Here is a 12,366-nt window from a genome sequence, read left to right as displayed (position 1 = left end):
AGACAAATATGGATTTCGATTTTTCCGACGACCAGCAGCAACTGCGCGATGCCGTGGCCCGCTGGGTGGACAAGGGCTATACCTTCGAGCGCCGCCAGAGCATTGCCAAGCAGGGCGGCTTCTCGCGCGAGGTCTGGAACGAGCTGGCCGAACTGGGCCTGACGGCTCTCACCGTGCCCGAGCAATATGGCGGCCTGGGCCAGGGTGCAGTCGATGTGATGGTGGTCATGGAAGAGCTGGGCCGCGGTCTGGTGATGGAGCCGCTGACCCAGGCTTTCGTGGCCTCCGCCCTGCTCGGCCAGTTTGGTGACGAAGCCGTCAAGCAAGCCTGGCTGCCCCGTATCGCCAGCGGTGAAAAGCTGGTGGTGCTCGCATCACAGGAGCGCAAGGCGCGCTACCAGATTGATGTTTGCGCCGCAAAAGCCTCCAGATCCGGCGATGGCTATACGGTAGATGCTACGAAAAACATTGTTCCTGCCGGCGACCAGGCCGACGCCTTCATCGTGCCTGCCCAGCTCGACGGCAAGGTTGCGCTCTTCCTCGTCGAGAACGGCCGCGAAGGCGTCGCCACCAAGCCCTATGCCACGCAGGATGAGGGACGCGCGGCCGATCTGGTCTGCCATGCCGCATCGGCCACCCTGATCACCACCAATGGCGTGGCTGCCCTCACCCTGGCACAGGATGTGGCCAATGCCGCTCTTTGCGCCGAAGGCGTGGGCGTGATGGAGCAGACGCTCAAGCTCACCACCGAGTACATGAACCAGCGCAAGCAGTTCGGGGTGGTGATCTCCAGCTTCCAGGCCCTGCGTCACCGCGTGGCCGATATGAAGATGCAGCTGGAGCTGGCCCGTTCCATGAGCTACTACGGCACGCTCAAGCTGGTGGCGCCTGCCGAGGAGCGCCATGTCGCCATCGCCCGCGCCAAGGTGCAGCTGGGCCAGTCCATGCGTTATGTGGGCCAGCAGGCCGTACAGCTGCATGGCGGTATCGGCGTGACGGACGAATATGTGGGCAGCCACTACTTCAAGCGCCTGACCCAGATGGAGATGACGGGCGGCGACACCTTGCACCACCTGGGCACGGTATCGGCCCACATGCAGGACAGCGCCGGCGTCTTTGCCTGAAAGCCTGCATCAACATTCATCAAGATCACGGCAACTGCATTCAACCCAGAACTAAAAGTCAACAGCACGCTTCGGCGTGCTGTTTTGCTTCCTGCATGCACTATGGACCCTGCTGCTCTTCCTATGATCCTTGCGCCATTCACAAGATCAAGGAGACATGCATGAGCAAGCAAGACAGCGAAAAGTATCTGCTGGAGTCCATTCGCCTGGCCATGGGCAATGTCAAGGGCCGCGAATCCGCGACCTGGCCTTTCGGTGCCGTGCTGGTGCGTGACGGCAAGGTCCTGGCGCGCGCCGTCAACCAGGTCGATGATCTGTGCGACCCCACGGCCCACGCCGAGATGCAGGCCCTGCGCATTGCCGCCAAGGCCCTGGGCAGCACGGATCTGTCCGGCTCGGTCATGTATGCCAGCGGCTATCCCTGCTCCATGTGCCACACCGCCATGCTGCTGGCCGGCGTGAAGCAGGTGTACTTCGCCTACTCCAACGAAGACGGCGAGCCCTATGACCTGTCGGCTGCGCGCGGCTATGAGGAACTGGCTCGCCCCGAAGGCCGGCGCGAACTGCCCGTCATCAGCCACCGCGTGCGCGATGCCGGCGAGGACCTGTACCAGGCCTGGCAAAAGGCCGTGGACGAAGATCGTGCCACGGTCTAGCCAGCACTGGCTCCAGCCGCCATCATGAACAAAGCCCTGAATGACGAGTTCAGGGCTTTTGCATTCTGGAGGACCTCAGGTCAGCAGATAGTCCACCGGCTTGAGCGGCGCCGGAACCTGGGGATCGCCCAGCGACTGGCTGAGGCTGATCTCGATGCTGCGGCAGATGCTGTCCAGTGCCAGGTCGTTGCTTTCCATGCCGAATGGCTCTTCCAGCTCGTCACCCAGCACATCGAGACCGTAGAAGGTATAGGCCACGATGGCTACGACAAACGGCGTCATGAAGCCCGTGATGTCCACCAGGCCGAACGGCAGCAAAAAGCAGTACAGATGGGCCGTGCGGTGCAGCAGCAAGGTGTAGGAAAACGGAATCGGCGTATTGCGGATGCGCTCGCAGGAGGCAGCGGCCGTCGTGAAGCCATTGAGGGTGCGGTCCAGCTCCACGGCCAGGCAGGGGTCTATGCGCTGCTCGCGCACGCACTGGCCCAGATCCTTGCCCATGGCCAGCATCAGCGCATCGGTGCGCTGATTCAGCGGCAGCAGTTGCAGGCGCTGCCACTCGGCATGAGTCAGCCACTGCTGGGCCGCCACATCGTCCTTGAGGCTGCGCAGCTGGGCCCGCAGCACATGAGAAAAAGCCACGGCCCGGTGCACCATGCGCACCCGCACATCGCTGGCCCGCTGGCGCGGGTCTATGGGGTGATCGAGCTCGATCAGACTCAGGCACTGGCGGGCCAGCGTGCGTGCATAGATCACGATCTCGCCCCAGAGCTTGCGTCCTTCCCAGTAGCGCGCATACGCGGTGTTGTTGCGAAAGCCCAGAAAAATCGCCAGCGGCAGGCCGATCAGGGTGAACGGAATCGGCGTGATGGGGATCTTGGTGTGGAACAGCGTGCCATGCGCCACGGTGACAATGATGGCCAGCACGATATTGACGGCAAGCACGCCTTTGATGCGTTGCAGCACCGAGCCTCGGACAATCCACAGCAGCTTGAAGCCCGACGGGCGATCTCTGACGATCATGAAAACGAGAAATAAGGTCTAAACCCGAATTCAATCACAAGCATCCGGGGATTTCAGCCAGCGCCGAGAACTCCCACTGCGGCAGTAGGCAGCCAGGGCCGCGCCAGCACGCTCCATGCGGCATCTGCTGCACATGGGCAGCGCCCCCCGACATAGGGCTCCCCTCCAGCCAGCATAAGAAAAGCCCCGCATTGCGGGGCTTGGGCGGCGATAGGGGCTCAGGCGGCCTGCAGGCTGCCAGCACTCACGCGCTGCGCCAGGCGCAGGCGGCTGATGAAGCCGATCTGGCGCAGGGCTTCGGCAAACTCCTGCTCGGTGCCGCGCTCAGTGCGCGAGGCCAGTTCGGCAAACAGGCCGGCGCGCGTGTAGTGGCGCACGCAGGCGATGAAGGGAAAGCCATGGCGCGTGCGATAGGCCTGGTTCAGCTCGGCCAGGCGCTCGCCCTGCTCCTGCGCCAGATCCCCCAGGCCCGCGCTTTGCTGCTCCTGCTGGGAGTCAACGGTCAGCGTGCCGGAGCGCACGGCGCTGGCCGACAGCTCGGGGTGACCACAGAGAAAGTGCAGGGTCTGCTCACGTGGGCTGCCATGCACGGCGGCCAGCATGGCCTGGTGCAGTGCGTCCAGGCTGGCAAAGGGGCGCTGCTGCGCGGCTGCCTCGGCCACCCAGGGGGCGTATTCAAAAACCTCGCCGAGCGCGGCCGCAAAGTCTGCGTGCGTCATGACGTTGAGCTCGTCGAGCGTGGGGATGGAGGAGATAGTGGTGCTAGTCATGAGGCCAGTGTAGGAAGCGCGTTTCCCGCCTCACAGTGCTGGCTTGTTATAGCCCGTATAGCAGCCGGCTACGTCGATGCCGTCAGCACCTGCGAGGCCTGATTGAGCAGAGCGCGCAGCCAGATATGGGAGGCATCCCGATGCCGGGACGAATGCCAGAGCTGGTAGAAGCGCATGACGCGGTTGCCCATGGGCAGAGGCACCATGGCCAGCGGCAGCCGCCTTGCGTGATAGGCCGCGAAATGGCGGCTGGTGGTCAGCAGCAGATCGGTGCCCACCAGCAAGTCCGGAGCCAGCGAGAAATGCGAGCATTGCACGCGGCCGTCACGGCTCACGCGCATGGTGCCCAGACTGCTCTCCACCACGCCGCGCTGATCGGGCGAGTAAGGCGTGAACACCACATGCGCGGCCTGCAGATAGTGCTCGGCCGTGAGCCGACCCGGCCCGGCCAGAGGATGCTTCTCGTCGAGCAGGCAGACCACCTCGTCCTCGAGCAGCGTGGACATGTGCAAATGCTCGGGCGGGCTCGGCCAGTTGCCGATGACGATATCCACCTCGCCGCTTTGCAGGGCCTGCTCGTAGTCGAAGTTCTGGCCCAGCGGCAGCAGGACCAGCCTCGCGCCCGGTGCCTGCGCACGCATGAGCTGGACCACACGCGCCATGAAGGGCGGTGCCAGATAGTCGGGCATGGCGATGGTGAAGCGCAGTTGCGTGGTCTCGGCCACAAATTCCTTGCCGACGCTCAGCAGCCCGTCGATCAGGCCCAGTGCCGCACGTGCCTGCTCCACGGCCTGAAGCGCGCGCGCCGTCGGCACCATGCGGTTCTTGTCCCGCACCAGCAAAGGGTCGTTGAAGATGGCCCGCAATCGCCGCAGCGCCGCGCTGATGGCCGGTTGTGACTGATTGAGGCGTATTGCCGCGCGCGACACGCTTTTTTCGCTGATCAAGGTGCACAGCACGCGCAGCAAATAGGTATCGAACGGTTCTTCGCTGCGAGACACGTGTTTTCCCTAGAGATATGCATTTTGCTATGCGGCTCATAGCAGGCGCTTAGTTTCGCATATCGCCACAAGTCGCGACCATGCAAGTGTCCGCAAACCCAACAACAAATTTCCGAGACAAGGACTTGCCATGAGTGCTCATCATGTGCCGATCAGCGGCACTGCTGCTTCCGTCGATCAGGTCGACGCCACCTACTCCAAGATTTCCTGGCGCCTGCTGCCCTTTCTGGGCGTGCTGTGGGTGCTGGCCTGGCTGGACCGCGTCAACATCGGCTTCGCCAAGCTGCAGATGCTCGACGACCTGAAATTCAGCGAAGCCGTCTACGGCCTGGGCGCCGGCATCTTCTTCATCGGCTACTTCCTGTTCGAAGTGCCCTCCAACATGCTGTTGCAGAAGATAGGCGCCAAGAAGACGGTGATGCGCATCACCATAGGCTGGGGCCTGATCTGCATCTTGCAGGCCTGGGTGACGACACCGACCCAGTTCTACATCCTGCGCTTTCTGATGGGCGTGTTCGAGGCCGGCTTCTACCCCGGCATCATCCTCTACCTGACCTACTGGTATCCGTCCAAGCGCCGCGCCAAGGCCTTCGGCACCTTCATGTCGGCCTCGGCCATCGCCGGCGTCATCGGCGGCCCGCTGGCTGGCGGCATCATGACCTGGGCCGCAGGCGCGCACGGCATGCACGGCTGGCAGTGGCTGTTCATCATCGAAGGCATCCCCTCGGTGCTGGCCGGCATCTTTGCCTACTTCTACATGACCGACCGCCCCGAGGAAGCCAAATGGCTCACCGACACGGACCGCGCCGTCGTGCGCCAGCAGCTCGAAATCGACCAGAAGGCTCAGGGCGAGCGCCACAGCGACTGGCGTACCCTGTTCGGCAACCCCATGGTGTGGCTGCTGATCGCCGTGTTCTTCTGCCTGCTGTGCGCCAACTCCACGCTGACCTTCTGGATTCCCACCGTGATTCGCGAAGCGGGCTTCACCTCGCCCATGCAGGTGGGCTGGATCGCCGGTGCCGCCTATCTGCTCGGCGCGGCCGGCATGATCATCAACGGTCGCCATTCCGACCACCGTGGCGAGGTACGCTGGCACTTCGCGGGCTCGGCCCTGCTGGGCGCCGTGGGCATGCTGGCCCTGGCCTTCACCATGGGCATGGACAGCATCCCCGTGATCGTGGCGCTGACGGCCATGGTCCTGGCACTGGTGGGCACCATGAGCGCGATCCCCGTGTTCTGGCAGATGCCCAATATGCTGCTCAGCGGCGGCGCTGCCGCAGTGGGCGTGGCGCTGATCAACTCGGTGGCCAATCTGGCCGGCTTCGGTGCCCCCTATCTGATGGGCGTGATCAAGGCCTCCACCGGCAAGGTCGCTCCGGGCCTGTACCTGGTGGCCATCGTGGAAGCGCTGGCAGCCGTTCTCGCCATCGCCTTCGTCGCCCGCATCCAGCGCCGCAAGAACGCCTGAAGGAGTCATCCCGCATGCATCCCACACCCACACTGACCCCGTCGCGCCGACAGTTCGCACTCTCGGGCCTCGTGCTCGGCGCCTCGGCCCTGACGGGCGCACACGGCGCGCTGGCCGCCGACACACACCCGGCAGTGCCGGCCCAGGCCACCGGTCCCATCGTGCTGCATGGTGTCAGCCCGCGCCTGACCATGCATGCCGTGGACACCTTCCATGGCTCTGCAGCCACGGGCTTGCGCATCGACTTTTCGCGCTTCGACGGCGAAACCTATGTGCCGATACGCAGCTTTGTCGTGAACGCCAACGGCCGGGCCGACGAGCCGCTGCTGATCGACGACAGCTACCGCAGCGGGCGCTACGAAATGCTGCTGCACGTGGACGAGTACTTTGCTGCCAAGGGCGCCAAGCTGCCGCGCCCGGCCTTTCTGTCCAAGGTGCCGGTGCGCTTCCAGATCGTGAACACGGCAGAGCGCATCCATCTGCCCATCCAGTTCGGCCCCTGGAGCTACACCTATTCGCGCGGCAGCTGAGCCGGCATATCCGCGCTCTATCGCAACCCATCGAAAGACCACTATGGCAGGCATCAGCACCCATGTACTCAACCTCACCACCGGTCGCCCCATAGCCGGCATGCGGGTGGAACTCTACGACGTGGCGCAGACCCCGGCGCAGCGTCTGAACAGCACCCGCACCAATGCCGACGGCCGCACCGACGCCCCCATGCTGCCCGCCGCCGCGGCCCGCACCGGGGACTTCGAGCTGCGCTTTTACACAGGCGAGCATTTCAAGGAGCCCACGGCGCTGTCGGAAGAAGTGCTGGTGCGCTTTTCCATCTTCGACGCGGCCCAGCACTACCACGTGCCCATGCTGTGTTCGCCGTGGTTCTTCAACACCTACCGCGGCAGCTGATTTTTTACCAAGGAGAACGACTCGATGAACAACGAAAACGACAGCGGCAAATACCTGCTTGAATCCATACGCCTGGCCATGGGCAATGTCAAAGGCCGCCAGCAGCCCACCTGGCCCTTCGGCGCCGTGCTGGTCAGGGACGGCCAGGTGCTGGCGCGCGCCGTCAACCAGGTCGATGAGCTCTGCGACCCCTCGGCCCACGCCGAGATGCAGGCGCTGCGCATAGGCGCCAAGGCCCAGGGCAGCACCGACCTGTCGGGGGCCGTCATGTATGCCAGCGGCTACCCTTGCTCCATGTGCTACACGGCCATGTTGCTGGCCGGCGTGAAACAGGTGTACTTCGCCTACTCCAACGAAGACGGCGAGCCCTACGATCTGTCGGCCTCGCGCGGCTATGTGGAACTGGCCAAGCCCGAGGAGCAGCGCGAGATGGCCCTGATCGGCCAGCGCGTGCGCGACGAGGGCGAAGACCTCTACGAAGCCTGGCAAAAAGCCGTCTCCACCACAGTCTGAACGCGTTTCTGTCCTCTTGCTCCTGCCCCGCGGCGCCAGCCCGGGGCTTTTTTACGCCCTAGCTGCGCCAGCGCGATCCACGCGGCACATGGGCCACGAGAAACTCCATCTGGTCGGCCAGAATGCGGCGGTTTCTCAGGATGAAGTCCTCCCACAGCGTGGGCGTGTAGGGGGTGTAGAGCAAGGGCATGCGGGCCTGCTCCGGCGTTCTGGCCCCCTTGCGGTGGTTGCAGGCGCGGCAGGCCGTGACCAGATTCATCCAGCTGTGCTGCCCGCCGGTGCTCACGGGAACAATGTGCTCGCGCGTGAGATCGCTCTCATGGAAGCGCCGCCCGCAATAGGCGCAGACGCAGCGGTCACGAGCAAAGAGCTTGCCATTGGTCAGACCCGGCAGCAGCTCATGCGGGTTGATGTTCGGCATGCCCTTGGTGCCGATGATGGAGTTGATGTGAATGACTGACTGCTTGCCGGTCACCGCATTGTGGCCACCGCGAAAGCAGGCGATTTCGACACCGGCTTCCCAGCGCACATCTTCTGCTGCGTAATGCAGCGCCGCCTGCTCCAGCGTTACCCAGGACTGCGGCAGCCCCTGGGCTGTCAGCTTCAAGACTTTCACAACCAGCCTCCATACAGTCAAACATCGACCACGGAAAACGGACAAGCGTCTTGGCGCTTTTGCGCACAATCGTGCAGCCTGCACAGCTGCCTGATTTGAAGCAATATACTCTGAAACTATGTCAAATTGACGGCTTGTGTCGCATGCATCGGCGCCAGTTGCTACAAATAACAAAGCAGCCCATGAAGATTTTTCGCGGTATCAATCATCCCGGCCTGGCTCCGGCCTGCGCTGTGACCATTGGCAATTTTGATGGTGTACACCGGGGACATCAAGCCATGCTGGGCCTGCTCAAGGCCGAGGCGGCACAGCGCGGCATTCCCAGCTGCGCAATGACCTTCGAGCCGCACCCGCGCGACTACTTTGCCAAGAAGCTGGGCAAGCCTGAGCTGGCGCCGGCCCGCGTGGGCACGCTGCGTGACAAGCTCAGCCAGCTCGAGGTCTGCGGCGTCGATCAGGTCGTGATCCTGCCCTTCAACCAGGCCTTGGCCAGCCAAAGTCCCGAGGACTTCATTCAGGACGTGCTGATCTCGGGCCTGGGCGCCAAATACGTGCTGGTGGGCGACGACTTCCGCTTTGGCTCCAAGCGCGCCGGCGATTACGCCATGCTGGACAACGCCGGCCAGGCCCTAGGCTTTGATGTGGCCCGCATGAACAGCTATGAAGTCCATGGGCTGCGCGTCTCCAGCACGGCCGTGCGCGAGGCCCTGGCCGCCGGCGACATGCAGCAGGCCGCCAAGCTGCTGGGCCACCCCTACCGCATCTCGGGTCATGTGGTTCATGGCCGCAAGCTGGGTCGCAAGCTGGCCGAATCAATGAGCGGAGCCGAGGACGGCTTTCGCACGCTGAATCTGCGTTTCGACCACTGGAAGCCTGCCGCCAGCGGCATTTTTGCCGTGCTGGTGCATGGGCTGACGGACCAACCGCTGCAGGGCGTGGCCAACCTGGGCGTGCGCCCTTCGCTGGACCCCAACGACATCAACGGCGGCCGGGTGCTGCTGGAGACCCACTGTTTCGATTGGCCCGCCCAACTGGGTGGAGAAGGTGCCTACGGTAAAATCATCCGCGTGGAACTTCTGCACAAACTGCACGACGAGCTGAAGTATGACAGTCTCGATGCCCTGACGGTCGGCATCGCCAAGGACTGCGATGACGCGCGCGCGTTTTTCGCCTCGGCCCACATACCGTCTCACACCTCGTCGCACACAGAGACCCGTCGCCAGACCACGCGCGACCGAATTTGAAGCTCGCTGCTCGCACGTCCCAGGCGCAGCAGCGCACTGGCGCTCACCTCACCATTCACGCCCAGGCAGAACTGCCCGGGCATTGCATTGCCTTCAAGGTTTCCCATGTCTGATTCGCAGTCCAACAAGCCCGAAGCGTCCGCTTACCGCGCCACGCTGAACATGCCCGACACCCCTTTCCCCATGCGCGGCGACCTGCCCAAGCGCGAGCCCGCCTGGGCCAAGGAATGGGACGACAAGGGCATCTACAAGAAGCTGCGCGACGCCCGCAGCGGCGCACCCAAGTTCATCCTGCACGACGGCCCTCCTTACGCCAACGGCAAGCTGCACATCGGCCATGCGGTGAACAAGATCCTCAAGGACATGATCGTCAAGAGCCGCCAGCTCGAAGGCTTCGACGCGCTCTACGCACCGGGCTGGGACTGCCACGGTCTGCCCATCGAGAATGCCATCGAGAAGCTGCATGGCCGCAATCTGCCGCGCGACGAGATGCAGGCCAAGAGCCGCGCCTTTGCCGCCGAGCAGATCGAGCAGCAGATGGTGGACTTCAAGCGCCTGGGCGTGCTCGGCGACTGGGATCACCCCTACAAGACCATGAACTACGCCAACGAGGCCGCCGAGCTGCGTGCCTTGAAGAAGGTGATGGAGCGTGGCTTTGTCTACCGCGGCCTCAAGCCCGTGTACTGGTGCTTTGACTGCGCCTCCTCGCTGGCCGAGTTCGAGATCGAATACGCCGACAAGCAAAGCCAGACCCTGGACGTGATGTTCCCCGCTGCCGAGCCGGCCAAGCTGGCCGCAGCATTCGGCCTGGACAAGCTCGACAAGGAAGCCTTCATCGTCATCTGGACGACGACAGCCTGGACCATCCCTGCCAACCAGGCGCTGAACGTCAACCCCGACCTGGAATACAGCCTGGTGGAGACCGAGCGCGGCCTGCTGATCGTGGCCTCCGCCTTGGTCGAGAAATGCCTGGCCCGCTGGAAGCTCGAAGGCCGCGTGCTCGCCACCGCCAAGGGCGAGAAGCTCGACCACATGCCCTTCAAGCACCCTCTGGCCCATGTGGACAAGGGCTTTGACCGCATCTCGCCCGTCTACCTAGCCGAATACGCCACCGCCGACGACGGTACCGGCATCGTGCACTCGGCCCCTGCCTATGGCGTGGACGACTTCAACAGCTGCATGTCCAACGGCATGGACTACAAGCAGATCCTGAACCCCGTGCAGGGCAACGGCGTGTACGCGGCCGACCTGCCCATGTTCGGCGGCCAGCATATCTGGAAGGCCGTGCCCGTCATCCTCGACGCCCTGAAGGTCGCGGGCCGCCTGATGGACACCACCACCATCAGCCACAGCTATCCGCACTGCTGGCGCCACAAGACGCCCGTCATCTACCGCGCTGCCGCCCAGTGGTTCATCCGCATGGACGAAGGCGAAGGCGTGTTCACCGATCCCGCGCAAAAGCCCGAGAAGACCCTGCGCCAGATCGCGCTGGACGCCATCGAGCAGACCAACTTCTACCCGCAAAACGGCCAGGACCGCCTGCGCGCGATGATCGCCGGCCGTCCCGACTGGTGCATCTCGCGTCAGCGCAGCTGGGGCGTGCCCATCCCCTTCTTCCTGCATGTGGACACGGGCGCTCTGCACCCCCGCACCATGGAGATCATCGACCAGGCAGCGGCCATGATCGAGCAGGGCGGCATCGAGGCCTGGAGCCGCGTCAGCACCGAAGATATCCTGGGCGCCGAAGAGGCCAAGAGCTATACCAAAAGCACCGACATTCTGGAGGTGTGGTTCGACTCGGGCTCCACCTTCTGGCATGTGCTGCGCGGCACCCACCCCGAGCACCACCACGACCACGGCCCCGAGGCCGATCTGTACCTGGAAGGCCACGACCAGCACCGCGGCTGGTTCCACAGCTCGCTGCTGCTGGCGTCGGCCATCTTCGGCCGCGCGCCCTATCGCGGCCTGCTGACCCACGGCTTCACCGTGGACGGCCAGGGCAAGAAGATGTCCAAGTCGCTGGGCAACACCGTGGCCCCGCAGGACGTGTCCAGCAAGATGGGCGCGGAAATCATCCGTCTGTGGGTGGCCTCGACCGACTACTCGGGCGACCTGGGCATCGACGACAAGATCCTGGCCCGCGTGGTGGACGCCTATCGCCGCATCCGCAACACGCTGCGCTTTTTGCTGGCCAACACCAGCGACTTCGACGCGAGCAAGGATGCCGTGGCCTATGGCGAGATGCTGGAGATCGACCAGTTCGCGCTGGCGCGCTCGGCCCAGCTGCAGCAGGAGATCCTGGCCCACTACAAGGTCTACGAGTTCCACCCCGTGGTCGCCAAGCTGCAGCTGTTCTGCTCCGAAGACCTGGGCGGCTTCTACCTGGACGTGCTCAAGGATCGCCTCTACACCAGCGCCCCCAAGAGCCTGGCACGCCGCTCGGCCCAGACCGCGCTCTACCAGATCACCCAGGCGCTGCTGCGCTGGATGTCGCCCTTCCTGTCGTTCACGGCCGAGGAAGCCTGGAAGATCGTGGGTCACAGCGAATCCATCTTCCTGGAGAAGTTCACCGAGCTGCCCGCCGGCGACGAAGGCCTGCTGGCCAAGTGGACGCGCCTGTGCGAGATCCGCAACCAGGTCAACAAGGACATCGAAGTGGTGCGCACCACCGGCGCCGTGGGTTCCTCCCTGCAGGCCGAAGTCACGCTCACGGCCGAGCCCGAGGACCTGGCCCTGCTGCAAAGCCTCAAGGACGATCTGAAGTTCGTCTTCATCACCTCGGCAGCGACTGCCGTGGCTGGCGATGCCCTGACCACCACCGTGAAGGCCAGCGAGCACGCCAAGTGCGAGCGCTGCTGGCATTACCGTGAAGACGTGGGCGTGAACCCCGAGCACCCCTCGATCTGCGGCCGCTGCGACAGCAATCTGCACGGCACGGGTGAAGTCCGCACCAAGGCTTGAGCCTTCAAAAAGTGAGCTTCCAGCGCATGCTGGAAGCCATTTTCAGCATTGATTAATGCTGAAATCCTTTTGAATCAAGCG

General features: G+C 63.8%; 12 protein-coding genes. 8 read left to right on the top strand and 4 right to left on the bottom strand.

Features of this window, described 5'->3' with window-relative positions:
* The first annotated feature begins 8 nt into the window (after window positions 1-8).
* Both AAIL66_RS00540 and AAIL66_RS00535 read left to right on the top strand, forming a co-directional pair.
* The gene (locus tag AAIL66_RS00540; protein ID WP_343495770.1) at window positions 9-1,124 is read left to right on the top strand and encodes an acyl-CoA dehydrogenase family protein; all 1,116 of its coding nucleotides are present in this window, start codon (window positions 9-11) and stop codon (window positions 1,122-1,124) included.
* A 161-nt stretch (window positions 1,125-1,285) separates the two neighbouring features.
* A complete protein-coding gene (locus AAIL66_RS00535) occupies window positions 1,286-1,780 on the top strand; it encodes a nucleoside deaminase (RefSeq protein ID WP_003067888.1) in 495 nt (164 codons plus the stop codon).
* Between the two features lie 75 nt (window positions 1,781-1,855).
* On the opposite strand, the gene AAIL66_RS00530 is transcribed toward AAIL66_RS00535, so the two are convergent.
* The 3 genes from AAIL66_RS00530 to AAIL66_RS00520 all read right to left on the bottom strand — a co-directional run bounded on the left by AAIL66_RS00530 (window position 1,856) and on the right by AAIL66_RS00520 (window position 4,574).
* The gene (locus tag AAIL66_RS00530) at window positions 1,856-2,803 is read right to left on the bottom strand and encodes a bestrophin family protein (protein WP_034356503.1); all 948 of its coding nucleotides are present in this window, start codon (window positions 2,801-2,803) and stop codon (window positions 1,856-1,858) included.
* Between the two features lie 218 nt (window positions 2,804-3,021).
* On the bottom strand, window positions 3,022-3,573 hold the full coding sequence (uraD, locus tag AAIL66_RS00525; protein WP_034389312.1) for a 2-oxo-4-hydroxy-4-carboxy-5-ureidoimidazoline decarboxylase: 552 nt from the start codon (window positions 3,571-3,573) through the stop codon (window positions 3,022-3,024).
* 68 nt (window positions 3,574-3,641) lie between these two features.
* On the bottom strand, window positions 3,642-4,574 hold the full coding sequence (locus AAIL66_RS00520; RefSeq protein WP_059439855.1) for a LysR family transcriptional regulator: 933 nt from the start codon (window positions 4,572-4,574) through the stop codon (window positions 3,642-3,644).
* Window positions 4,575-4,704: 130 nt separating this feature from the next.
* Here AAIL66_RS00520 and AAIL66_RS00515 point away from each other — a divergent pair, with 130 nt between their 5' ends.
* From AAIL66_RS00515 to AAIL66_RS00500, 4 genes are read left to right on the top strand one after another with little or no spacing between them, the layout of a single operon-like run.
* Entirely contained in the window at window positions 4,705-6,042 is a 1,338-nt protein-coding gene (locus tag AAIL66_RS00515) for an MFS transporter (protein WP_034356495.1), read from the top strand.
* 14 nt (window positions 6,043-6,056) lie between these two features.
* On the top strand, window positions 6,057-6,572 hold the full coding sequence (locus AAIL66_RS00510) for a hydroxyisourate hydrolase (protein WP_343495769.1): 516 nt from the start codon (window positions 6,057-6,059) through the stop codon (window positions 6,570-6,572).
* Between the two features lie 43 nt (window positions 6,573-6,615).
* Window positions 6,616-6,951, top strand: a complete 336-nt coding sequence (gene uraH / locus AAIL66_RS00505; protein WP_012837181.1) for a hydroxyisourate hydrolase — start codon at window positions 6,616-6,618, stop codon at window positions 6,949-6,951.
* A gap of 24 nt (window positions 6,952-6,975) precedes the next feature.
* Window positions 6,976-7,464: a nucleoside deaminase gene (locus AAIL66_RS00500; protein ID WP_343495768.1), complete on the top strand. Its 489-nt coding sequence runs from the start codon at window positions 6,976-6,978 to the stop codon at window positions 7,462-7,464.
* Window positions 7,465-7,522: 58 nt separating this feature from the next.
* Here AAIL66_RS00500 and AAIL66_RS00495 read toward each other — a convergent pair whose 3' ends face one another.
* The gene (locus AAIL66_RS00495) at window positions 7,523-8,080 is read right to left on the bottom strand and encodes an HNH endonuclease (protein ID WP_003066139.1); all 558 of its coding nucleotides are present in this window, start codon (window positions 8,078-8,080) and stop codon (window positions 7,523-7,525) included.
* A 182-nt stretch (window positions 8,081-8,262) separates the two neighbouring features.
* Between AAIL66_RS00495 and AAIL66_RS00490 the strand changes: the two genes are divergently transcribed.
* Both AAIL66_RS00490 and ileS read left to right on the top strand, forming a co-directional pair.
* A complete protein-coding gene (locus tag AAIL66_RS00490; RefSeq protein WP_034356484.1) occupies window positions 8,263-9,324 on the top strand; it encodes a bifunctional riboflavin kinase/FAD synthetase in 1,062 nt (353 codons plus the stop codon).
* 105 nt (window positions 9,325-9,429) lie between these two features.
* The gene (ileS, locus tag AAIL66_RS00485) at window positions 9,430-12,285 is read left to right on the top strand and encodes an isoleucine--tRNA ligase (protein WP_343495767.1); all 2,856 of its coding nucleotides are present in this window, start codon (window positions 9,430-9,432) and stop codon (window positions 12,283-12,285) included.
* The last annotated feature ends 81 nt before the right edge of the window (window positions 12,286-12,366 follow it).

Origin of the sequence: Comamonas sp. F1-6 (assembly GCF_039581415.1) — a bacterium.
Classification (GTDB): domain Bacteria; phylum Pseudomonadota; class Gammaproteobacteria; order Burkholderiales; family Burkholderiaceae_C; genus Comamonas; species Comamonas thiooxydans.
The sequence above is the reverse complement of the archived record's forward strand: the minus strand, read 5'-3'. Positions and strand labels throughout refer to the sequence as shown.

What these genes read in the sequence shown, in the direction of transcription:
- AAIL66_RS00540 (WP_343495770.1), top strand. Translation starts at nt 9, where the DNA reads ATGGATTTCGATTTTTCCGACGACCAGCAGCAACTGCGCGATGCCGTG.
- AAIL66_RS00535 (WP_003067888.1), top strand. Translation starts at nt 1,286, where the DNA reads ATGAGCAAGCAAGACAGCGAAAAGTATCTGCTGGAGTCCATTCGCCTG.
- AAIL66_RS00530 (WP_034356503.1), bottom strand. Translation starts at nt 2,803, where the DNA reads ATGATCGTCAGAGATCGCCCGTCGGGCTTCAAGCTGCTGTGGATTGTC.
- uraD (WP_034389312.1), bottom strand. Translation starts at nt 3,573, where the DNA reads ATGACTAGCACCACTATCTCCTCCATCCCCACGCTCGACGAGCTCAAC.
- AAIL66_RS00515 (WP_034356495.1), top strand. Translation starts at nt 4,705, where the DNA reads ATGAGTGCTCATCATGTGCCGATCAGCGGCACTGCTGCTTCCGTCGAT.
- AAIL66_RS00510 (WP_343495769.1), top strand. Translation starts at nt 6,057, where the DNA reads ATGCATCCCACACCCACACTGACCCCGTCGCGCCGACAGTTCGCACTC.
- uraH (WP_012837181.1), top strand. Translation starts at nt 6,616, where the DNA reads ATGGCAGGCATCAGCACCCATGTACTCAACCTCACCACCGGTCGCCCC.
- AAIL66_RS00500 (WP_343495768.1), top strand. Translation starts at nt 6,976, where the DNA reads ATGAACAACGAAAACGACAGCGGCAAATACCTGCTTGAATCCATACGC.
- AAIL66_RS00490 (WP_034356484.1), top strand. Translation starts at nt 8,263, where the DNA reads ATGAAGATTTTTCGCGGTATCAATCATCCCGGCCTGGCTCCGGCCTGC.
- ileS (WP_343495767.1), top strand. Translation starts at nt 9,430, where the DNA reads ATGTCTGATTCGCAGTCCAACAAGCCCGAAGCGTCCGCTTACCGCGCC.